18 protein-coding genes and 4 pseudogenes are annotated in these 22,096 nt (G+C 50.0%); 15 read left to right on the forward strand and 7 right to left on the reverse strand.

Annotated features, from left to right (window positions below):
- Positions 1-3 precede the first annotated feature (3 nt).
- The 5 genes and pseudogenes from vgrG (at position 4) to JK216_RS14715 (ending at position 7,391) form a co-directional block, all read left to right on the forward strand.
- The gene (gene vgrG / locus JK216_RS14695; RefSeq protein ID WP_212712017.1) at positions 4-2,550 is read left to right on the forward strand and encodes a type VI secretion system Vgr family protein; all 2,547 of its coding nucleotides are present in this window, start codon (positions 4-6) and stop codon (positions 2,548-2,550) included.
- A complete protein-coding gene (locus JK216_RS14700) occupies positions 2,547-4,100 on the forward strand; it encodes a hypothetical protein (protein ID WP_212712018.1) in 1,554 nt (517 codons plus the stop codon). Before vgrG ends, JK216_RS14700 begins: the two co-directional genes overlap by 4 nt.
- Positions 4,100-4,996: pseudogene (locus tag JK216_RS14705) on the forward strand (Imm72 family immunity protein); the annotation flags it as partial. The gene JK216_RS14700 and the pseudogene JK216_RS14705, both read left to right, overlap by 1 nt.
- Positions 4,997-5,176: 180 nt before the next feature.
- On the forward strand, positions 5,177-5,626 hold the full coding sequence (gene tssE, locus JK216_RS14710) for a type VI secretion system baseplate subunit TssE (RefSeq protein WP_212708886.1): 450 nt from the start codon (positions 5,177-5,179) through the stop codon (positions 5,624-5,626).
- 409 nt (positions 5,627-6,035) lie between these two features.
- Positions 6,036-7,391 (forward strand): VasL domain-containing protein, encoded by a 1,356-nt coding sequence (locus JK216_RS14715; RefSeq protein ID WP_212712020.1) that lies wholly within the window; start codon positions 6,036-6,038, stop codon positions 7,389-7,391.
- 335 nt (positions 7,392-7,726) lie between these two features.
- On the opposite strand, the gene JK216_RS14720 is transcribed toward JK216_RS14715, so the two are convergent.
- Positions 7,727-10,006 (reverse strand): heavy metal translocating P-type ATPase, encoded by a 2,280-nt coding sequence (locus JK216_RS14720; RefSeq protein ID WP_249213171.1) that lies wholly within the window; start codon positions 10,004-10,006, stop codon positions 7,727-7,729.
- A gap of 80 nt (positions 10,007-10,086) precedes the next feature.
- Here JK216_RS14720 and cadR point away from each other — a divergent pair, with 80 nt between their 5' ends.
- The 4 genes from cadR to JK216_RS14740 all read left to right on the forward strand — a co-directional run bounded on the left by cadR (position 10,087) and on the right by JK216_RS14740 (position 13,153).
- The gene (gene cadR, locus JK216_RS14725) at positions 10,087-10,536 is read left to right on the forward strand and encodes a Cd(II)/Pb(II)-responsive transcriptional regulator (RefSeq protein ID WP_212708884.1); all 450 of its coding nucleotides are present in this window, start codon (positions 10,087-10,089) and stop codon (positions 10,534-10,536) included.
- A 113-nt stretch (positions 10,537-10,649) separates the two neighbouring features.
- A complete protein-coding gene (locus JK216_RS14730) occupies positions 10,650-11,573 on the forward strand; it encodes an extracellular solute-binding protein (RefSeq protein ID WP_212708883.1) in 924 nt (307 codons plus the stop codon).
- A complete protein-coding gene (locus JK216_RS14735; protein ID WP_212708882.1) occupies positions 11,570-12,349 on the forward strand; it encodes an ABC transporter permease subunit in 780 nt (259 codons plus the stop codon). Before JK216_RS14730 ends, JK216_RS14735 begins: the two co-directional genes overlap by 4 nt.
- An 84-nt stretch (positions 12,350-12,433) precedes the next feature.
- Positions 12,434-13,153: an alpha/beta fold hydrolase gene (locus JK216_RS14740; RefSeq protein WP_212712021.1), complete on the forward strand. Its 720-nt coding sequence runs from the start codon at positions 12,434-12,436 to the stop codon at positions 13,151-13,153.
- Between the two features lie 41 nt (positions 13,154-13,194).
- Here the strand turns inward: JK216_RS14740 and JK216_RS14745 are convergent, their stop codons facing one another.
- The 6 genes and pseudogenes from JK216_RS14745 to JK216_RS17055 all read right to left on the reverse strand — a co-directional run.
- Positions 13,195-14,052: a PA4780 family RIO1-like protein kinase gene (locus JK216_RS14745; RefSeq protein ID WP_212708880.1), complete on the reverse strand. Its 858-nt coding sequence runs from the start codon at positions 14,050-14,052 to the stop codon at positions 13,195-13,197.
- Positions 14,053-14,624: 572 nt separating this feature from the next.
- Positions 14,625-15,929 carry a histidine-type phosphatase gene (locus tag JK216_RS14750; RefSeq protein ID WP_212712022.1) on the reverse strand — a complete coding sequence of 435 codons (1,305 nt, stop codon included), beginning with the start codon at positions 15,927-15,929 and terminating at the stop codon, positions 14,625-14,627.
- 18 nt (positions 15,930-15,947) lie between these two features.
- Complete coding sequence (locus JK216_RS14755) at positions 15,948-16,643, reverse strand: oligogalacturonate-specific porin KdgM family protein (RefSeq protein ID WP_212712023.1); 696 nt, start codon at positions 16,641-16,643, stop codon at positions 15,948-15,950.
- 628 nt (positions 16,644-17,271) lie between these two features.
- A complete protein-coding gene (locus tag JK216_RS17165; RefSeq protein ID WP_349290166.1) occupies positions 17,272-17,538 on the reverse strand; it encodes a beta-propeller fold lactonase family protein in 267 nt (88 codons plus the stop codon).
- Positions 17,539-17,554: 16 nt separating this feature from the next.
- Entirely contained in the window at positions 17,555-18,481 is a 927-nt protein-coding gene (locus tag JK216_RS14760) for a beta-propeller fold lactonase family protein (protein ID WP_283092866.1), read from the reverse strand.
- A 341-nt stretch (positions 18,482-18,822) separates the two neighbouring features.
- A pseudogene (locus tag JK216_RS17055) lies at positions 18,823-19,007 on the reverse strand (Arm DNA-binding domain-containing protein); the annotation flags it as partial.
- A gap of 211 nt (positions 19,008-19,218) precedes the next feature.
- On the opposite strand from JK216_RS17055, the pseudogene JK216_RS14765 reads away from it, so the two are divergent.
- The 6 genes and pseudogenes from JK216_RS14765 to JK216_RS14790 all read left to right on the forward strand — a co-directional run.
- A pseudogene (locus JK216_RS14765) lies at positions 19,219-19,683 on the forward strand (replication endonuclease); the annotation flags it as partial.
- Positions 19,684-19,872: 189 nt separating this feature from the next.
- Complete coding sequence (locus JK216_RS14770) at positions 19,873-20,061, forward strand: hypothetical protein (RefSeq protein WP_212708876.1); 189 nt, start codon at positions 19,873-19,875, stop codon at positions 20,059-20,061.
- A 403-nt stretch (positions 20,062-20,464) separates the two neighbouring features.
- The gene (locus tag JK216_RS14775) at positions 20,465-20,671 is read left to right on the forward strand and encodes a multidrug ABC transporter ATPase (RefSeq protein ID WP_212712024.1); all 207 of its coding nucleotides are present in this window, start codon (positions 20,465-20,467) and stop codon (positions 20,669-20,671) included.
- Positions 20,672-20,682: 11 nt separating this feature from the next.
- Positions 20,683-21,525 (forward strand): hypothetical protein, encoded by an 843-nt coding sequence (locus JK216_RS14780; RefSeq protein WP_212712025.1) that lies wholly within the window; start codon positions 20,683-20,685, stop codon positions 21,523-21,525.
- Between the two features lie 9 nt (positions 21,526-21,534).
- On the forward strand, positions 21,535-21,732 hold the full coding sequence (locus JK216_RS14785; RefSeq protein ID WP_212712026.1) for a hypothetical protein: 198 nt from the start codon (positions 21,535-21,537) through the stop codon (positions 21,730-21,732).
- 105 nt (positions 21,733-21,837) lie between these two features.
- Positions 21,838-21,978, forward strand: a pseudogene (locus tag JK216_RS14790) (IS630 family transposase); the annotation flags it as partial.
- Positions 21,979-22,096 lie beyond the last annotated feature (118 nt).

Raw genomic sequence — 22,096 nt, forward strand, 5'->3', positions numbered from 1 at the left:
CATATGGACACCCCGCAGGATAACGGGCCGACCCGATATACGCTTGAGATTAATGACAGCCTGCTGAAACCCGATGTGCTGAACTTTCACGGGCGGGAAGCACTGAGCGAACCGTTCGAATGGCGGATTGAGTTCACCACGCCACAGCTCGCTATCAGTCGTCAGGATACGATGCTGAAATATGCCACCCTCCGTATGCACAGCGGCAGGGTGGTTCAGGGCATCATCACCGGTTTTGAATACCTGAAAGAGACGGCAGATCAGAGCCATTTTGCCGTGACAATCTCGTCGCGTCTGTCTTTGCTGGCTTATTCCCGCCGCTGTGCTGTCTGGCAGAATGTCGCGGTGCCGGAACTGGTGGAGCAGATACTGCGCAGCCACGGGCTGGAAGCGTCAGATTTTGAGTTCCGCCTGGAACGCGTTTACCCGGTCCGTGAGCTTATCACCCAGTGGCGTGAAACGGACCTGCAGTTTATTCAGCGCATTCTGGCTGAAGACGGCATCTGGTTTCGCACAGGCGTCAACCTCACCACCGGGCTGGATACGGTGACCTTTGCCGATAGCCAGCGACAGTATCAGTTTGGTGTGCAGCTGCCGTACCGTGATCCCTCCGCACTGTATGACGGCGCGGTTGAAGCGGTGTGGGGGGCACGGGTGTGGCATCACACCGTCACCGGCAGCGTTACCACCCGGGATTACAATTATCGCACCGCCGGCACACCAATGGAGACGACTGCAGACGTCAGAACCGGGGTTGCCACCACTGGCGAACACTACCGCTACCTGGTGCCTTACCGCGAAGCCGGTGATAACACCACTTCTGAACCGGAAACCGAAAGCGGCGCCTGTTATGCCCGGATACACCATGAATATGCGCTGAATAACGCTATTCGTCTGCACCTGTTCAGCAACGCCAGCCACCTGACGCCGGGCATGGTACTGGACACCGGGAACACTGAGGTGCCGGAGCTGAAAGAGGGAATGGTGATTACGCTTGCCACCTTCCGCGCGGCTCGTGACACCCGTCTGCAGGTCTCCGTGTGGGGCATGCCCTGCAGCGAGCAATTTTGCTTCAGACCACAGCCAGTGCCGCGCCCGCTGATCGCCGGGACGCTGACCGCCCGCGTCGAAAGCGATGAGAAAAATGCCCTGTATGCCCATCTGGATGAACAGGGGCGCTACCGGGTGAGGCTGGACTTCAGCCGTGAAGATGCCGGCCCCGGCTATAACTACTTGTGGATACGCCAGGCGAAACCCTATGCCGGAGAAACGTATGGCTGGCACACACCGCTGATTGGCGGTACCGAAGTGGGGATTGCCTTTGACGGCGGTGACCCGGATCGCCCGTATATCGCTTATGCGCTCCATGACTCTGAACATCCTGATGTGGTGACCCGCAATAACCGCAGCCAGAACATTCTGCGCACCGCAGGGGATAACGAGCTGCGAATGGAGGACCAGCGGCAGGCAGAGCATATTACGCTCAGCACGCCGTTCGGCGCCACCGCGCTGAACCAGGGCCATATCGTGGATACACAGAATCAACCGCGCGGCATCGGGTTTGAGCTGCGCACCGATGAGTACGGAGTCATCCGGGTGGCGAAGGGACTATTGGTGACAGTCGCAGGCCAGGCCAAAGCCGAAGGCGATGTGCTGAGCATGGAGGAAGCCCTGCGAGAAATTGATATGGGGCGTCAACGGCTGGCCCTGCTGGCGGATGCGGAACGGCAGGCGCTGGCGCTGGAAGCGGATTTAGCCAGCCAGATAGCGATGTTCAATGAGCGACTAAAACCTCTGAATGAAGTGATTCATTTCACGGCACCTGAGGGCATAGCGGTTAGCAGCGGTGAACACCTGCAATTCGCCGCGACGGATAATATCGGCATCAATACTGGCGGGGATATAAGTACCGGTTCGCGGGATAATACGGCGTTGCTGGCAGAGCAGGCTCTCGGATTTTTTTCACGGAACGGTAAGCTGAGCCTTATCTCCGGCCAGGGACCGGTACAGATTCAGGCACAGAATGGTGCTTTGCAGATGAGTGCAGCACAGAAATTAAGTATCAGTAGTATGGGCGACATGCTGTTCGCCGGAAAGAAGAAGGTAACGCTGATTGGCGGTGGCAGCTACGTGAAGATTGAAGCGTGGGGGATAGAGTACGGGACGCTACATACCTTCACCCGCAATATAAGACGCACGCTGAAACTTCGTTCAGCAGATCAGACCCCGGATTTACCATGGCTTGCCGGGCCGGTAAGAAATCCGGCTGATGCACTGATGCAGTACCTTTACCATGATGACGCGCCGGTGGTCGGTGCGCCGTTTACCGTAACTCTGGCGGACGGTTCAGTACGTACCGGCAATCTGGATGGCGCTGGTTACCTGCACCTTGATGATGTACCTGAGGGGCCGGTCAGGGTTGAATTGGGGGCAGACAGCCGTAGCTTTTCCCGTAAGCTACCTGAGGATAACCCGCGTTACCAGCTTCAGGCGATAAATACTGCTCAGGCCGGAGACCTGATTACCCGTTACACAGGGAGTGAATTATGAGTGATATCAGCACCACCGCCTGGTTTAAACAGACCAGTCTGGAAACCAGTCAGTGGATTTGGGGCACCCTGCAGGGAGCATTTAATGAAAAGCAGACTATCGGGCAGATTATTACCGATGCCGCGATAGGTATGGTTCCCCTGGTGGGGGATATCACTGCGGTGCGTGATTTACTGGCAGTATCGATTGGCTTAATCAATGAACCTAAAAAGCGGGAAAGCACCACTGAATGGGTGTTTCTGGTGATTCTGCTGTTTGCACTGATCCCGGTGATTGGCGGTGTTATTAAAGGCGTCGGACGTCTGTGCCTGCGGGTCACAACAAAGGCGGCGGAAAATGTGGAAACGCTCAGTGATGTGGTCAGGTTTCTGAATCGTGTCGGTGAAGGAGATGCACCGAAATGGCTGAAGGCACTGGATCTCCAGTCTCACCAGACTGTGCTGTTGGATAAATTTGGTGTGTTCTGTAACACCATGATAACGGTAACCCATACAATCCTTGGTTCGGCACTGGGACGAGCCTTACCGGATAAATGGTCCGTGCAGCTTCGCTCGCTGGCAAAAGGTTTTGTCATTCTGCGGGAGATGGGCGGACGGATGATCCCGCCGGCGCTGCAGGAACTGAATACAAAGCTGAGAGTGCTGCAGGCAATGGTCTATAAAGGTGACATTCTGGAGCTAGGAAAGAGCTCCGGACGAGCTGCTGTTTACCGTGAAGCGGAGGCGTACCTTATCGAGCGTCCTTTAAGGGAAGCGCCGAAAAAGGGGACCCGTTACCCGAGTCTTCATGCTGAGAAACTTCATGAAGACAGACTGCGGCTGAAATATTCAAAAAAAAGCTACCCGGATTTACTGGGGCATAAAGGTAAGAGCCCGGCATTTGGGGATAAGCAGGTATTTACGAATATTGCATCTTTCAGTGGTGAAATTACCGCCAAAAGCGCCAGGGAAATGGCGGGTAGTACAATTTTTCGCGCTTTCGGCAATGAGACTGCGCTGGCGACAACGCCCGGTGGCTCCCGTGCTGCCGGGGGATTCTGGGGTTACCGGAAAGTCCCGGGCAGTGCAAAGGAGTGGCGGCAGCTGTCAGCGGTGCTGGATGAGTGGAACGGTAATGGTTTTCTGGTGGTGCTGCATCTGCCGGAAGATCTGGCGACCCGGATGCCGGGCAGCACAGCCTGGCACGGTAAGATTGCAGAACAGTTCGGGAGTGATATTCCCGCTCAATATCTTCAGGGGGGCGGTGAACAGGTAATTATCAACCTGGATGAAATGCTGAAAACAGAGCTTAACCGTATCGGTGAGCAGGTCAAAGCGACCGGACTACCGGTCAGCACTGATATTAATGGCGTAAAAGCGGAGTTTTATCCGACAGACTGGAAAGAGGCGGAAGGCCTACACGGTTACAGCAAACCTGAGGGGATAGCGCCGCCTTATGCCACATATACGCGAAAACTGCATGACGATGAGCTGCGCAGTAAAGCGAATGGCCGAATAATGATTAATGCCGCCCGTGCGGAACATCAGATAACCACAGGACGTGAACTATGATGAGCATCAAAAAAACCAAATACCCGATGAGTGATGAACAGGTGCGTCGTAGACTGTTCTGGCTGTTGCAACGGCTGAGCAGCTACAGTCTGTGGCAGCGCAAGCGGGATGCCTGGGCGTGCTTTACTGAAAAATATGAACAGGCACTGAAAACCTGGCCGGAGGAGATTACAAAGGGTTTCCATCCGAAGAGTATTATCAGGGCATATGAAGCATTATGCCTTTACGATAAAGGACTGCCGGAACTGGCATCGGGCAACCGGCAGGTATGGCAAATTAATACAGGAGAGTTTGACCAGCTTTATCGGCCCGTGAGTTTAATCAGAACTTATTTTTATTATCCCTGCCATGATGAACGAGGAGGGCAGCGGGAACCCTACCCTCCGGAAATAGAGGAAATTAATCAGTGGCGGGTTGCGGCAGAGTTCCGGGGAGATAACCTGCTGTATCCGCCGCAAAATAATGTCTGTAACTTTTTTGATGCAGAGACTCTGCTGGAGCCAAATAAATATATCTACAACTTAACTCATTTATCCTATCCGGTCTTTCCTGAACACCTTCCGTCCGTGCCGGAGCGCAGCGATATTATTATAAAAACCGACGATGCGGTGCCCTGTGACGGCATCTGGGAACCGGTGGAAATAATATATGACCGTAAATTCCTGGTATTTAAAGAAGGTATCCGCGGGTTTAAAAACCTCGGTGCCTATAATTATTTTATCCGCGGAATGAAGGCACCGCTTCAGATTTATTATGATGTATTAATGGAAAGCGCCACTGAAATATTGATAACCGATGACCCGGTCTGCTACCGGGATGTGCACTGGCGACTGGTCTGGGAAGATACACGTTATTGTGACGGTATTATTCCGGATGAATCGGAATATTTTCTGGAACAGCGATAGCGGGAGTGTTTATTTAATCCCGGACAGAACATCAGACAGCCACAGGACGTGAACTATGATGAGCATCAAAACAGATGTCCAGGTACGACGCAGGCTGTTCTGGCCGATACCGCAAAAGCAATATTAATACTGAGTGGATAGAATGTAATTGGCATATAAAGGAGGTTAATTATGACTCAGAATCCCCCTTCGCTGTATGAAATTCTCTACGGCAATTTCACCGGCGGGCTCGACGTGTATCAGGTCAGCGAACAGGACCAGGTCATATTGTCAGTGCTCGACAATATGCAGCGTATCCTCAATTGCCGCACCGGCACGCTAAAACATCTGCCTGACTATGGCCTGCCGGATATGACCAGAATCCTGCAGGGCATGCCGGGAACAGCCCATGAACTGATGGGTATCCTGTCGGCTGTTCTGCTTAAATATGAACCACGGCTGAAAAAAATAAGTGTTGTACTGCTGGAGCAGAACGTTCCCGGCGAACTGCGCTATGCCATTGACGCTGAACTCAGAGAGGTTGGTCTGGTTCGTTATGGTACCGAATTTATGCCCGCGGGACGCGTGGTGTTAAGACACCTGAAGCAACAGCAGTACCCGGATACCATCCCCCGTATCTAAGGCCAGTTAACACTCTGTCAGTAAAAGCTCGCCGACAGACCACCGTGGCAGCGATCAGTAACTATAAGACTGGTATTGCAGAGTTTCATCGGTGAATCATACAGCGGCGGGCGCAGATGGACGCGTGACTGGCGGGTAGCGGACTGAATATGGATCCGTTTACTTCCCCGTCACGGCTCTGCCGTCAAATAGTCTGTGACGTCACCCCGGCGTTTATATGTGGTCATAAACAGTAAGCGACCGGACCTTTGCGGGTACATTATCCCGTCCGGACAGGGGGTTGATCAGCGTACATTTTCCGGGCTGGTTTTAGCCAGCCAGAGACTGTGGTATGCCAGTATCAGCAACGCCATAAACCGGCACAATAATCCTCTCCACAGTGCCGGCTACTTCAAATGGATATCAGGTCATGAATGACATTACTTCGCGAAAAATTAAAACCGGTGGCGATCCGCGTATGCTAACGGATTATATCTCCCTGCGTGATGAACTGAGTAAGCTGACACATCCGGCACGTCCGGATGTCGACTGGCATTACGTCGAAAAACGTTGTCTCTCACTGTTTGAGATGAACGGGGTGGAACTACAGACAGCGGCCTGGTACACACTGGCCCGTATGCAACTGGCCGGTATCTTCGGGCTTAATGAAGGACTCGTGATACTGGAGGCGCTGATTAGTCATCAGTGGGATGTGCTTTGGCCGCGGCCTGCCCATGCCCGAATGGACATCCTCCGCAGCCTGAGTCAGCGTCTGCAACAGCGGATACGCTCGCTCCCGTTTAACTACCGCGACCTTAGCCAGCTGTACCGGGCTGAACAACTGCTGATAAGTCTGGGAGAAAAGCTGCAGCACCCGGAGCTTAAGCTGGATACTCTGCGTGCTTTGATACACAACAGCGCTGTCCGGCTGGAAAACAGTGCTGGTATAACCAGCCCCGGGCCGGCCATTCAGCCCGGTATCGTATTACCTGCGACCGTGATTAATGATATGGCGGCAGCCTCGGGTGGCCCTGCGGGTTATTCTGATGAAGACAGACCAGACGGTGTGATGAAGTGGGTGTACGTCATGCCACCGGAGCAGCAGCCGGCAATGCTCGCTCCGGTAAAAAAATGGAAATCTTTCGCTGCCGGTATGTTTACTATGCTGGTGATCAGTAGCGTCGCTGTATGGAGCTGGCAATATCTCCGCCAGTCAGACCCGCTACAGGCTCAGCTTGTTGCTTCACTGGCTCCGTTACCTTTACCTCTCACCCCTGAACAACTGGATGTGTTACGTCAGCAACTTCCGTCATCACAAACGCTGATAACACAAACACAGCAGCAACTTGTCCGGCTGGATAAGATGTCACCCGACTGGAATATTGACTACAGTCGTCAGTTGATTAAGCAGGCCAGTATCCTGTGGCCTGAGCAGGCTAAACCGATGGCATCACGCTGGCAGCAACAATTTGCGGCGGCCACCTTACCAGCGGCGCAGCTTAATGGCTGGTATCAGGGAATGACAACGTTACAAAAACTGAGTGACCGGCTGAACAGGCTGGATCAACAGAAGGGAAAATATATGACAGTCAGTGAGCTGAAATCAGTCGTTTTTTCCACTATGCAGTCATTTAATCAAGCGATACCGGCTGAAGAGCAACTGCGGGTGCTGTCACAAAACCCTTCAGGAGAACCTTTACCTGTTGCTGCCCGGTCTCAGCTTGAAATGCACCTGAAACAACTGACAGTCCGTTATGCTGAAATAAAACAGCAGGTATCAAAATAAAAGCGGTTTACGGACAGAGCGCACACCGCGCTGGAAAACGCCGGTTCGGTTGATAAATTAAACTGAAGGAAGAGTGAAAATAAGATCCGGAGCTGGCGTTTAATTTATTTATCAGTGCGCACAACGTTTTATAGTGCAGTAAACCGATCCGGATGGCGGGCAATTTAAGCCAGATATGGTCTGACCGGACCCCGGATAAATCCCCGGCAGCTGCCAGATCAGATCCGGGAGCTAATACAGGGCGCGGTAACGCGCTATAATAGCGGTTTGTGACAGGGGACCGGCCATTGTCACCCACTGAATGCACCGGTCCGGGGATAACAGCGATAACCGGATCAGGCATTGGCGGAGTAACGCAGGATCCTTAATCCGTTAGCGACCACCAGCAGACTGGCACCGACATCAGCAAAAACCGCCATCCACAGCGTTCCTGCCCCGAACAGGGTCATAACCAGAAATACCAGCTTAATAGCCAGCGACAGAGAAATATTCTGTGTCAGGATCTGGCTGTTTTTACGCGATAAGCGAACAAACATCGGAATTTTACGTAGATCATCGTCCATCAAGGCCACATCAGCAGTTTCGATAGCAGTATCGGTGCCGGCAATACCCATCGCAAAACCAATATCCGCCCGGGCCAGGGCCGGGGTGTCGTTAATCCCGTCGCCTGCCATACCTGTGACGCCCCGGCGGCTGTATTCCTCTATCGCCCGCAGTTTATCGTCCGGCAGTTGTTGTGCTTTTGCCTGGTCAATACCGACCTGACGGGCTATTTCAGAGACAGCAAACGGGTTATCTCCTGACAGCAGCAGAGTTTTTACTCCCAGCTGATGCAGCTCATCAATTGCCTGTTTACTGGTCAGTTTCACCGTGTCAGCCAGGGCGAAAACGGCCAGTAAACCGGTTCTGTGACCTAAAAATACCAGCGTTTTTCCCTGTTTCTCCAGAGCAATATAACGCTCTTCTGTATCCAGTAGCTCCACGCCCCGTGCCTGAAGTAAACGGCGATTTCCCAGCCAGTATTCTTCGTTATTAATGATCCCGGTGATCCCCTGGCCGGTGACAGAGGTAAAATCATTCACGGTTAACGGAGTCACCCCCTCACTGTGCCTGGTGACGGCCTCAGAGACCGGGTGATCAGAATAGGCGGATAAACTGCCGGCTATCGCCTGTGCCTGTTCAGGAGTCAGCATGCCAGGGGTGATCACATCGGTCACTTCCGGTTTACCCTGTGTCAGGGTACCGGTTTTATCCAGTGCCAGCCATTGCAGTTTTTTCCCTTGCTCAAGGTAAACGCCCCCTTTAATCAGTATGCCCATACGTGCCGCAGCCGTCAGGCTGCTGACCAGTGTCACCGGGGTGGAAATAACCAGCGCACAAGGACAGGCAATCACCAGCATTACCAGAGCGTTATAAATCCACGGCGTCCATGGCAGGCCGAAGAACAGTGGCGGCAGGATAGCCACAGCGAATGCCAGCAAAAAGATAACCGGTGTATAAATCCGGGCAAACTGATCGACAAAACGCTGTGTCGGGGCTTTACTGGCCCGTGCTGATTCCACCGAACGGATGATTTTCGCGAGGGTGGTATTCTGTGCCACAGAGGTGACCTGATATTCGAAACTGCCCGACTCATTCAGTGTGCCGGCGAAGACCTGATCATCTGTTTTCTTTTCTACCGGCAGGCTTTCTCCGGTAATTGCTGACTGGTTCACGGTCGAGTTTCCCCGCACGATAATGCCGTCCAGCCCTATTTTTTCGCCGGGTTTCACCCGTACTATCGCCGAAAGGGGCACATCCGCCGGCTGCATTGGTTTCCAGCTATTATCTGCCTGGCGGACATTCATCCACTCCGGGGCCAGTTTTAATAGAGTGTCAATAGCGTTTCTCGCCCGGTCGAGTGCTTTCGCCTCAATCATTTCAGCAATATTAAACAGCACCATTACCATCGCGGCTTCCGGCCATTGCTGTAACAATAATGCCCCGGTGACTGCAACGCTCATCAGGGCATTGATATTCAGATTGAGGTTTTTAATGGCGATCCAGCCTTTTTTATAGGTCTTAATCCCTGCCAGTAACACGGCGGCCAGGGCACAGAGTGCCTGTAACCAGCCGGGAAATTGCAGCCAGCTCAGGGATTCGGCTGCGAATGCCAGTACTATGGCGGTGATCAGCGGCCAGTATCGGACAGGGGGCGGGGGCACGATACTGCTGGCGGTATTCTTACCGGGTAATTCCGGCTCAAAACCGAGGGAACGGATAGCCTGTAAAATATCGTCCAGTATCTCCTGGCGGTGAGTCACCGTCAGTATCCTTTGCATCAAATCAAACTGCAGGCTGACGACCCCGGGCATGGCCGAGAGTTTTCCGGTAATCAGATTTTCTTCGACCGGACAATCCATCTGCATAATACGGATGGCCGTGATAGTACCGCGACCGGTGTTTTTCCCTTGTGGCAGGGCATCCAGTACCGGCTCTGCCGCGGTGCAGCAGTGCTGATGGTCACCGGTATGCTGTTTCCCGACAGAAAGAGGGCTGACAGCAGAAATTTTTCCTGTCGCAGACGGTATTTTACGGGGCTGAAGTAAGTTGTTATTTTTTTCGTGACTGTTCATTGTTTGTTCCGCTAGGTATACCCTGGTCGTTATAGTAAAAACCCTGCAGTCACTACAGGGTCAAGAGGTGAGGAGATAAAATGAAGATAGGAGAACTGGCCCGGCAGTCGTTATGCAGTGTCGGGACTATTCGCTACTACGAGAAAGAAGGGTTACTGCCGGAAGCACTGCGTGACCAGAATAATAATTACCGTTACTACGATCAGCAGCATCTGGATACTTTACTGTTTATCCGCCGTTGCCGGGCGCTGGATATGGCACAGGATGAGATCAAACAGCTGTTACAGGCACGTGCCCAGCCGGAAGCTGATTGCACGGTAATTAATCAACTGGTGAATGAACATTTGTCCCATGTACGGGAGCGGATTGCCGAACTGTCGGTATTAGAGAATCAGCTCAGTGAATTACAGGCCTCCTGCTGTGACAGTCTGCCAACCCGGGATTGCGGTATTCTGAAAGAACTGGAACACCCTCAGACGGAACTACCGGTACTGACTGGTAAACATATCGGCAGTACCCACGGCCACTGAATTGATCTGTGCTGCAAAACGGACAGAAAACCGGCAATAATTCGTTGTGTTGGTATTTATATCTCCGGATAATCGCTATGTATTTTTTTACATATCGAAAGGAGTTGAAAATAATGTCCAGGGGCCTTTGTACGATTTTAGTTGCACTGTCTGTCAGTATGCCGGTACTGGCATCGGACAACATTCGCGTGACCTATGCCGGATCGATGGGAAAAGTGATGGACCAGGAACTTGGTCCGGCGTTTGCCAGTCAGCAGAAGGGGACATATCAGGGACAGGGGCAGGGGGCTTATGGCATGGCCCGCCTGCTGGCCAGCCATAAAATTGAGGCGGATGTTTTTGTTTCCATCACCCCCGGCCCGATGCAGATACTGAAAGACGCCGGACTCATCGAGACCGCGGTTCCGGTTGCCAGTACCAGTATGGTGATTGCTTATAATCCGAAAAGTAAGTATGCCGCGCAGTTTGCGGAGGCTGGCACCCGTCATGACGGCAGTTGGTTACAGGTAATGACCACCCCCGGATTACAGTTTGGCCGCACAGATCCTTACCTGGACCCTAAAGGACAAAACATCGTTTTTAGTCTATTGCTGGCTGAGAAATATTATCGTCAGCCCGGCATTGCAGAACAGATTATGGGCTCACCACAAAATCCTCGTCAGGTTCATCTGGAAGGCGGGTTGCTGACCCGGCTGGAAAGCGGCCAGATTGATGCAGCGGCAGGTTACGAAAGTGAAGTGATTTCTGCCGGGCTGCCCTATCTGTCATTCCCGGACCAAATAAACCTCAGTAATCCGCAGATGGAGCAGCAGTGGTACAACACTGTCAGTTTCACTATTAAAGACAGTAAAGGGCAGGATAAAGTCCTGCATACTCAGCCGCTGGTGTACTACGCCGCAGTACTGAAAAATGCCCCTAATGGTGTGGCCCGGGGACAAAAATTTGTCGACTTTATGCTGACTCCGCAGGGACAGAAACTGTTCCGTGACAGTGGTTATTCCGCGCCTAAAGGGAAAGGTCTGTACCAACAACAATGAGATCACGATTCAGGTTATTACCCTTACTCACAGTGCCGGCATTAGTGATGCTGGCACTGCCTTTTGTGACGTTGTTTGGTATGACCCCATGGCATGATTTTTCGCTGGCCTACGGTGACAGCGATGCGGTGCTGGTCTCTGTCGGTTACGGGTTGTTGTCGCTGATTTTTATTATACTGGCGGGTCTGCCGGTTGCCTGGTGGCTGGCAAATTCGTCGACGGAAGGCTTGCTGAGACGAGGGGTTGAGTTAGTGGTATTACTGCCACTGATGACTCCTCCGCTGGCAATGGGAATTTTACTTATCTCTGCACTGGGTCCTTACAGCTTACCGGGCCAGTGGTTATCTGCTTTCGGATGGATGCTGGTCAATAATCCGGCGGCTTTTATGGTGGCGCAAATTTATGGCGGGCTGCCGTATTTTATTGTCACCGCCCGTTCGGCGTTCAGTGCCGTTCCGCGTGAAATACTGGAAGCCGGGCAGACGCTGGGGGCCAGACCATTCCAGCGTTTTCGCTATCTGGTCCTGCCGTTATCAGCTTCAGGGCTGGCTTCGGCTGTTTCTCTGGCCTGGGTACGTGCGGTTGGTGAATTTGGCATTGTGATGATTTTTGCCTATTTTCCGCAGGGAATGCCGGTTAAGTTATATACTAATTTGCAAAACGATGGTGTGGATGCCGTCTATACACTGGTCTGGGTATTATTGCTGGTGACTCTGCCGGTCCCGTTATTCTGCTTTATGCATTCCGGAAAGCGTGAGCGTTTACTTCTCAGGTAATCCCGGTGATCGCCGGTGATCATTTTCCCGGGGTGGGATCCCGTCCGTCTCTTATGCTGACGATCCGTATGGCCGGGCGCTGATATGGCTTATGCCGCCAGCGTGGTTTGTTTTGCCGGATTTGATGGTTGCGGAAACCGGTTTGCAGGGACAAACTGTGGCCGCAGATATTCTGTTGGTCAGGAGAATCAAAGTGATACAGATGATAACGCAATGACGGTCCCGCGGTTGTTTATTGTACACGGATTTATGGCTGCCCCTGAACACCACTGGTTCCCGTGGTTACAGCAGGTAGCAGAACAGGCGGGGGTGGTGACTGAGGCCCCGCAGCTCCCGGAATCGCACAGTCCGCAGCTTTCACACTGGCTGGAAAGCCTCGAAAGTGTGGTCGGTGAGCCGGATGAAAATACCTGGCTGGTCGGACACAGCCTCGGCTGCATCACTCTGTTGAATTATCTGAATCAGCGTTATCCGCAGGCTGTCACCGGAGGTATGATTCTGGTCTCCGGATTCAGTGAGGCGGTTCCCGGCCTGGAAATGTTAGCAGATTTTGTCCGGCAACCGGTTGATAACCATCGGATAATCAGTAACGTCAGACAGCGGGCAGTGATTGCTTCACTGAACGATACTATTGTTCCTGCGGCGTTTTCGTTACGGCTGAGCCAGCAACTGGCGGCCCCTTTTTACGGTATTCCCGACAGTGGTCATTTTTTAGGGCGTGAGGGCGTCACAGAACTTCCCCTGGTCGCCAGTCTGTTACAGCAATTCTGGTCACAGTCCGCGGCAGGTCATATTCCTGCCTGATATCCACCGGGGGAAACTGCCTTTCGGGTTCTGCAGGGAACTCAGTCTTGCTGATCGCGCTGCTGGCTGGCGCGCAGGCGCTGATAATATTCATCTTCGGCAGTCGTAATTTCATCCAGCAGCGAATCCATATCGACCTGATGTTCCTGCTCGATAAATACCCCGCTTAACGGCGTTTGCGGGGTTAGTTTGCCTTCCTGATATAACTGCCAGATTTCTTTGGCGTAGGCGGTATTATCCAGTTGCGGGGCGAACTGAGCGTAGTAAGCGGTAATATTATTCACATCGCGTCTGAACATTGCTTCGGCATGGTTATTGGCTGCCGCATCCACCGCCTGTGGCAGGTCAATAATGACCGGCCCCTGTGCATCCTGTAACACGTTAAATTCTGATAAATCGCCGTGAACAATACCGGCACACAGCATACGGACGATATTTTTCAGCAAGGTATTAAAACCGCTGATTGCCTGTGTTTCGCTGAGGGTGACTTCACTGAGACGCGGTGCAACGGCGCCTCCGGCATCGGTTACCAGTTCCATTAATAATACACCGTCAATACACAGGAAGGGCCGGGGTACCCGCACACCGGCATTATCCAGCCTGAACAGAGCATCCACTTCTGCGCTTTGCCAGGATTCTTCCTGCTGTTTGCGGCCGAATTTAGATCCTTTCTGCATTGCCCGGGCGTTACGTGAATTACGTACTTTCCGGCCTTCCTGATAATGCACTGCCTGCCTGAAACTGCGCTGTGTGGCTTCTTTATATACTTTGGCACAGCGAACCTCGTCGCCACATAACACGGTGTAGACGTCAGCCTCTTTACCGCTTTTCAGGCGTTGTAAAACGCTGTCGATAAGTCCGTCATCGACAAGGGGCTGGATACGGTTCGGGATTTTCATGCGGCATTAGCCTTTAATTCAGCCGCTATTCTTAGCAATAAACAGATCTCGATACTGTAAAAGCGGGCAGGTTGATAAATAAGTAGCCGATTATACCGAAAAAAATACCTTTGGGGAGTGTGGTTTTTAACTAAACCGTTAAGAGTATTTATCAGAAAAAACAGAAGATTAATTATCTTTTGCTCGCTTCCTTCTGAATCAGTCGCGGGATCTTTCAGCCACCGGACGGTGCTATCCAGGACCGGTGGACGGGGGGCACGCCTCCTGTGTCAGCAGTTAATGGCGTGCTGGCGGGGTAATTATACGCTGGCTACCGGCGAGTTTATTGGCATGATTACGGGCGATACCTGCGGTAAACCGCTCAGTGAACCGGGTGAAACAGAGTAGCCGGGGGTATCAGCACTGGCTACTCTGGCAGCGGGACTGGCTGGCAGGTAGATTGGTGACACAGTGCTGATGCCATCGCAGTGGGCGCAAACGCGGGCTGAAAATTTATCCACTGAGTCGCGTATCGATTATCGGCGACAACGGGCAATACGCTGATAAATATTACTCAGATCGCCAGGCGATACTTACTCAAAAACCGGAAGGTTATTCCCGTCGTTCACCAGATTCTTCTCTGCCATCCGGACAAAAGTTTTTATCGGACAGAGTTCACCAACGGAAGTTTCATGACAGTCGGGATTTTTAAATTCAGCAACCGGTAACGGGTTACGGGCATTTAACGGAGAAAGACGCCGCCACTGATCTAATGTTCTGGCGGCAAAGATTAAATGAATAAAGTGTTCTCCGGTTTTTTTATCCAGATAACGTTCTGTAATCAGGCTGCCGCCGGGGGGAATATCATTGTGAGGATATCCGGGCAATTGCCAGTTAAAGCCGAGCATCGTTTGGATCTGTGCGATATTAGTATCATGACCGACCATAATAACCAGCGGGCTTTGCAGATAGGGTTTTTCTGTTAAAGGGGACGGGCTCTGACTGCGGGCGGTAATAGCCGCGACTAACTGACGCATTAATAATGAGCCACCGTGACTGGCATATTCGGGTGTGTCGCTGAGAAGGTCATATTTTGCAGCATGTAATGCCATCAGGTTACTGACCTGTTGCGCATTCCGGGCATGACCAAAAGCGACCTGTGATAACGGCAGGTTTTCGCTATATTGCAGACGAATCGTCTCACCGATTGCAGCCCCCCCGGCAACCGGACCGGTTAATTTTACTTTTCCTTTATTATTTATTTCGACGCCCCAGTCGCTATCAGGAAATTTGCAGTTTTTTTCGTCCGTGTGACATACCGCCTTGCGTAAGTCAGTAACGGCATTAGCATAGGTGGTTCTGGCCTGTGCCGGTGAACCAAGCCTTTCTTTTACCTGTTGTATAACTTTATTTTCATCCGGCCGGGCTATCCCCATTGCCATCGTATCAAACAATGGATCATGTTTGCCGGTTGTGGAATGTACCACCATCCCGCAACCGGGAAACATACCATCCAGTAATGCAGCTCCGGTCGCTTTAGTCCGCTGGTCGGGGGCTGCCCACAACCATACCTGATCTGCTGCCGGGCACCCTGCATGACTCGCCAGTGGCAGCCCGAGTTCCCGCCATTGAGTGAGCTGATAGGATCCCTGGGCGAGTATGCCTGCGTAGCCATGGCCGGTTAAAAAACCATCGGGTACGTTCCACTGTGGCCATATTTTCCCGGTTGCCTTATTCAGAGCGGGAGTATTGGTGGGGGCCCGTACACCATGGCGGATAAGCATAACGACTTTTTCCAGCTGATAGCGGTCACTAACCTGACGGGCTGCGCTGGAAAAGGGGGACAGGATAAGGCTCAGACTTGCCAGCAGAAGATTGAGTATCAGTAACGGTTTCATTGGGGTTATTCCTGCGGATTAAAATTTGTAAGAGATGCCGGTAATGAATTCAGTCTGACGATCAGCACTTTTTTTCGATACTGCCAGATTTTTCACCCCGATATAAGGTACTAAATGTTTTGTCAGCTGATATCCGGCTTCAATTTTATGCTCGATATTTTGATGTTTATTATTATAAAGCGTTTCGTTGCTGTTATACCAAATCATGGTATAGCTGAACTGAAAGTTTTCAACTTTTTGTGTTATTTCACTGTCAATCCGGTCCGTTTTTTTTATCGGTTTATTCCGGCGATCAGTTATTTCTTTCCGGTAGCGAAATGAAATTCGGGTATTATCAGAAATACGGTATTTAAGTTTTATCGATGGTTTATATTTTTTATCTTCTTCTTTTATTCCATAGACCATGCCGGGTTCAATACTGAGCTGTTTTGTGAACGGCTGAGTATATTTAATCTTAAACTCTTTCTCATTAAGTTTTCTGTGGTCAAAGAAGTTACCTGCATCGCCATTGGATTGTTGTTCCGGATGAAATTTTAGTTTCGCAGAAACCCCCAGTCCGGATGAAAAGTTATGGGATACGATGAATTCATCTGTGTGTTGTCTGGAAATATCTTCATACTTATGTTTGTAGTCGATCTCTAATGCCAGCGCTCTGTCTGATATGACGATAAACCCGACTCCGGCGATCACGGGGATTAATATTTTTTTAATCATATTTTCTTATTCTTACATTTTATGGTAACCGGGACATTACTTGTTTAATGTGTCATTTTAATTTCATAAATATTTCATGTTTACTGCGTGGAAATTTTTGCGTGGACATGATCGAATCTGATAAGTAAACAGGCAAAACATGACATTTTTTATCAGGGTTTTTATGGTGTATTATCGGGGGCAGGCTGGTTTTTCCGGCAGTGTACCGATTTTTATGTTAGCGTACCACACCACAAAAAATGGGTGTTTTAAAGAGAAAACATAATATTTTCAAAGAGTATCCCTGACGAAAGAATACGCTGACTGGCAGTTAACCCGTGATCATGATGTATTATTGGGGTCCGCAGGAAAAATTTCATCATTAAAGCGGATAGTCATTATCCCGCCTGATGGATAGCCCTTATCCCGCAGGAGACAGGGAAAGCTATTGGTGACAGAGAATCGGAATAATGACCTGTGGTGATAGCTGTACAGATTAATGGCTGAAGAATAAAACTATCGCTGACGACGCGATATCCAGTGGCCGTACCTCTGTTTTACTGTAGAAATAAAAGACAGCCTCCGTATATGGAAGCTGTCCCGGTGATTACTACTGTATTAAATAAATTTACCGGCAGAAAATCAGAGATTAATTAATAAATTTGATATCTGTTGGCGTTCCAATTTGCACAGTAACCCCGGTCTCAGTCAGGGCTCCGGTATCAATATCGCGGCGTAATTCTACGACATTATTTGAAAACAGATTGGCGACAAGAATATATTGCCCTGTTTTATCGAAAGCAAATGCCCGTGGCTCTATCCCACCGGAGGAAAAGCGGTTACTCAGAGAAAGTTTCCCTGTGTCCTGGTTAACTTTATACACAACAATCGTATTGTCATGGCGACGGTTTCCCACGTACAGGAATTTATGGTCAGGGCTGAATAATATCCCGCCCCCCCCCTTTATCGTTAGGATCCTTGCTGTCAGTCAGATCGACAACCTGTATTTCTGTAAGTTTATCATGATCTGCTTGGTAAACGTGTACTCTGGCGGACATCTCGGTACTGACATAAGCGAATTTACCATCTGCGGAGAATGTCATATGCCGTGGTCCTTCACCCGGAGCAAAGTGCAGATTAAATTGCGGGGCGGCCGTGAAAGGCTCTTTATTATTGGCATGATATTTAAATGCATGCACAGTATCATTGCCCAGATCAGCAACAAAAAGCATTTTCCCGTCAGGACTTATATTGACGGAATGGGCATGTGCGCTTGCCTGACGATCCGCGATAACATGAGAACCTTCGGTAAAAGGTACATGCTGGATAAATTTACCCAGCCCGCCGTTACTTTCGATGGGAAAGATAGTGATACCGGCATGTCCGGGATTTACGGAATAATTTGCGACCAGTAAATATTTACCGTCGTGAGTAATGGTAGCATGTGTCGGATAAGCGCCAGCGCTGTCAACTGTGTTAATGGTGGTGAGCTTTCCGTCTTTACCGGTGCGCAATGCAGTCACGGTGCCCGCTTCGTTTTCATTGGTGGTATAAGCGAATTGCTGATTATTGCTGAAAACAATCCAGGAAGGGCTGGATTGTTTTAACACCCCGACGGGCAGTAAACTGCCATCTGAATTCAGGCGCAGGGTGTAAATTCCCTGACCCGGATAAATGGCTTTTTGCACACCATCCCCGGTTGTCTGTCCTGTCCAGGAGCCAACCAGTAAGGTCTGGACCGGCAGTTTTACCGGTGGCCTGGCTAATGGCACACTTTCATTTGCATAGCAGATACAACTGGCAAGCAATACAGGGACTAATGCTGCCTTCAGAGCTTTATTGTAATGTTTTTTATTCATTGTTTTTATGTAATCGAAATGTTTCTGGTTTGGTGAGTTTATATAAAACCAATGAATATTCAACAGAATTACATACATTACTTTACATTAATTTAACTACTGGTGCTGTTGGCAGGTTTTTTGTATGATTTTTGCCCGTAAATGTGCTGACAGAGATAAACATAATGTTCCGCAGTGAATAATAGAATTCGCCAGGCAGAGCCAGAATCAGTCAGTCATCGATTACCGCAACTTAGTGGCTGGTGGCTGAGTTAATAGAAGATAAGGTTTTGCTGCCCGTAACCACAGATTTATTGATAAATTGTTCTGATCTGATCACAGAGATCTGATCTTACCCGTCAATGCTGATCACCTATCTGACGTGCGGTAGCAAGTGTCAGAGAAGGGCAGGAGCCAGGACTAATATTTGTACGGTTATTATTTGCTGACCGCGAAAGTGCCACCGCTTCTTATCTGATATTTTAACGATCAGAAAAAGCCCATCGCTATCATGCAGCGTAAAGCCTTTCTCCCGGACTCGTGGCAATAACTGTCCCCGGGTAGGAAAATTTCAGCATTCCTCAGGGTACCAGCCTGCCGGAGGAACGGCGGAACCTTTGCCGGACTTAGAAAATATGAGCCGGAAAGAGCTTAAAGCATTAAAAATCAGATTACGGCAAGTGAAACCAGTACAGCGAAAGGGCTATAAACAGGAAATCAGTGAGCAGCAGCGTCTTCAGCCTGAACGTGAGCTGAGAATTGCAGAGGGCAGGATTTGCACACATGCGGTGAAGTGGAAAAAGGTCCGTAAGGCCGTTGACGTTCAGGAGGCGACAGCCGACCAGGGCGCTTGCGCCCCTTGGACTCGTGGCAATAACTGTCCCCGGGTAGGAAAATTTCAACATTCCTCACGGTACCAGCCTGCCGGAGGAACGGCGGAACCTTTGCCGGATTTAGAAAATATGAGCCGGAAAGAGCTTAAGGCATTAAAAATCAGATTACGGCAAGTGAAACCAGTACAGCGAAGGGGCTATAAACAGCAAATCAGTGAGCAGTTGCGTCTTCAGCTTGAACGTGAGCTGAGAGTCCGGGGATTTGATGGCAATGAAAAAGAGATCGATTTGTTGCTGCGGGGTGGCAGTATTCCATCCGGATCAGGACTGCGGATCTTCTATCGCAATCAGCGTCTGCAGGAAGATGATAAATGGCGACAGTGGTACTGATAACGCTGTTTTCATATTTTCAACTTTTTCAAATATTGTCGTGCAGATCCGTTTAATGGCAGAAAGTATTTTACATAGAGAAATACACATTATACTGCATGTATAAACAGTACTATTAAGCGAGGTATTTGTGAATTGCTTCGCAAAAGCCAGGGTTAGGACTATCTTCCCAGGGACAGGAGAGAAACAATGCAGGATTATCTTTTTGAATCGATAAAGCTCCAGCGCATTGATTTTTTTATCAAACTCGTAGCCGCCAGTGAGTGCAGCGAAGAAGAAAAGCGGCTGGCGAACCAGTGGATGTCAGAGCTGACTGACGAGCTGATGGCTAAGATCCGCTACCATGAGTACGCCAGGTCGATGGACATCAATAATTGAGGGAGAGTAGAGGAAGGGGGAACCTGGAGCTTACATTGGTTTGCGCTCCTCTGTCACAAAACAGGAATTCGTCTCTTCGGGTTTATCTCTCATAGCGTTAAGCTGAGCGGGTTGAAACGGGATAAAGATTTAAGACGATAATTGAGATTAGGCTGTATGTCTGGCAAACAAAGGGCAAGGCGTTAGAAATGGTCTTTGTGAGTGTTTTTGCTCTCAATTACCACTATATAGATATAGGCTAAAGACAGCGCGTTGAGACAGAAATATGTTGCGCTATCAGGGGAAATGAACATAAGTTAAACAATGCAACCAGGCGCTGAAACGGCTGTCTTAGTGGTACAGGATTTTGAGGTTGATGGTGGCGAAGTGTACACTTCCGCGCCACAGAAAGAGGGGGAGAGTTATGTCAGATATAGCCGCATTGAAACTGGGCAATCCGGTAGAACGTTTGGCACGGGTTCTCAAAGAGAACCAGGACAAGCTCAATCTGAGCAAAGATGGTTTTGTGTCCGTAGACCTATCCAATGAAGAAGCTCTTAAAGCCATCAAAAATCAGATGGATAAGCTTGAATACTTCAATATCAGAACAGTCAAAGCAAAACATTATTAAAGAATCCGATAATGGCAACATTACTTTTAGCAGTAATTTTGGTTAGCGGTTTTATATATGTAAACCTTTCACTTTCAACACGATACAGATATAAGCGTTCCAACGGCTGGGACGCTTATTTTTTTGTAGCAGCATGGGGAATCGTGTTTTTCCTCGCTGGTGGCCTCTGTACCTTCCTTCTTAACATCAGCGGTGGATTTCGGTGGATCGCCAATGTACTGAATCTGACTCCAGACAGCTTCAATGGCATGTTGTCTGCGACCAATGATAAATCTCAACGAATTAACGAAATCAAACAGATAGCATGGATAGTGATTTCGATAATTCTTTCAGCCTTTTCAGGACTGGGCAATAAACTACGAACTAAAAGTGGGGATCGCCGCTGGGATGCACTGGCCAAAGCTGTCGGGAATAATTCCTTCGAGTCTTTGCTCATGGAAGCATCTGCGCGCCAATTCCCGATCATCGCGACACTTTCCTCACGCAAAATCTATATCGGGTTAGTGACTTGTCCGGCCCTCGAAAATGGATTGTCAGAACATCTTGAAATACTGCCAATGCTGAGCGGCTATCGTGATAAAGATGACCTTACTATAGGCATCACGACTAACTACCATCAGCATTACCTTGAAAGCGGCATCATCGGTGGAATGTCGCGTCTGAATATTCAGGATTTTCGTGTACTGATTCCGAAAGATGAAGTTGAAACACTTTCGTTCTTTGATACGGAAACGTATAACAAATTTAAAGAGGATGAAGCCCGGGACAAAAAAGACAGCAGTAAGCTGGGTGGCAGAAAGGCATCAGTCCGCAGGCGAAGGGCTCCAGATGATACGAAACAGGATAGTGCATGACTATACTGCATGAAATCGCATGATCGTTTAAGGATCGTTTCTGCTGAGGCCCGCCAGAACTGGCGGGCTTCTTCTTGTGCCATGCAGGTGCATAAAAACCACGACAAAAAGCGCGGAGGCGTGGCGGGGATACGAGGGCGCGCTGGCAGTCATGGCAATCCTAATTTTGATAAAAGTATTGGAGGTGGTAAATTGACAAGACAATAAATCTAAATAGCTGCGCCAAATAGTAGATCACTTTAAGGGAACTCAGCCCGGATTGTGCGATCTGATCAATCGCCAAACATCACAAACCACCAACCGGACTGAGCGATGTCGATCATAGCACCAATACCCCGTACCGAACGACGCCTGATGCAGAAAACTATCCATAAAACTCGCGATAAAAATCATGCCCGCAGGCTGACCGCTATGCTGATGCTGCACCGGGGAAGTCGTGTTACCGACGTTGCGGTAAGTGTCAAGGTAGTTGTCACCCCCGGTTAATTTAAGCTGCCTGTTTTTCCCGTTCCGGGTTCAACGTTACCGGACCTTCCGGCTGCCAGTTTCTCGTTTTACCTGACCACCGTTC

Source organism: Tatumella sp. JGM94 (assembly GCF_018257595.1).
Lineage (GTDB): Bacteria > Pseudomonadota > Gammaproteobacteria > Enterobacterales > Enterobacteriaceae > Tatumella > Tatumella punctata.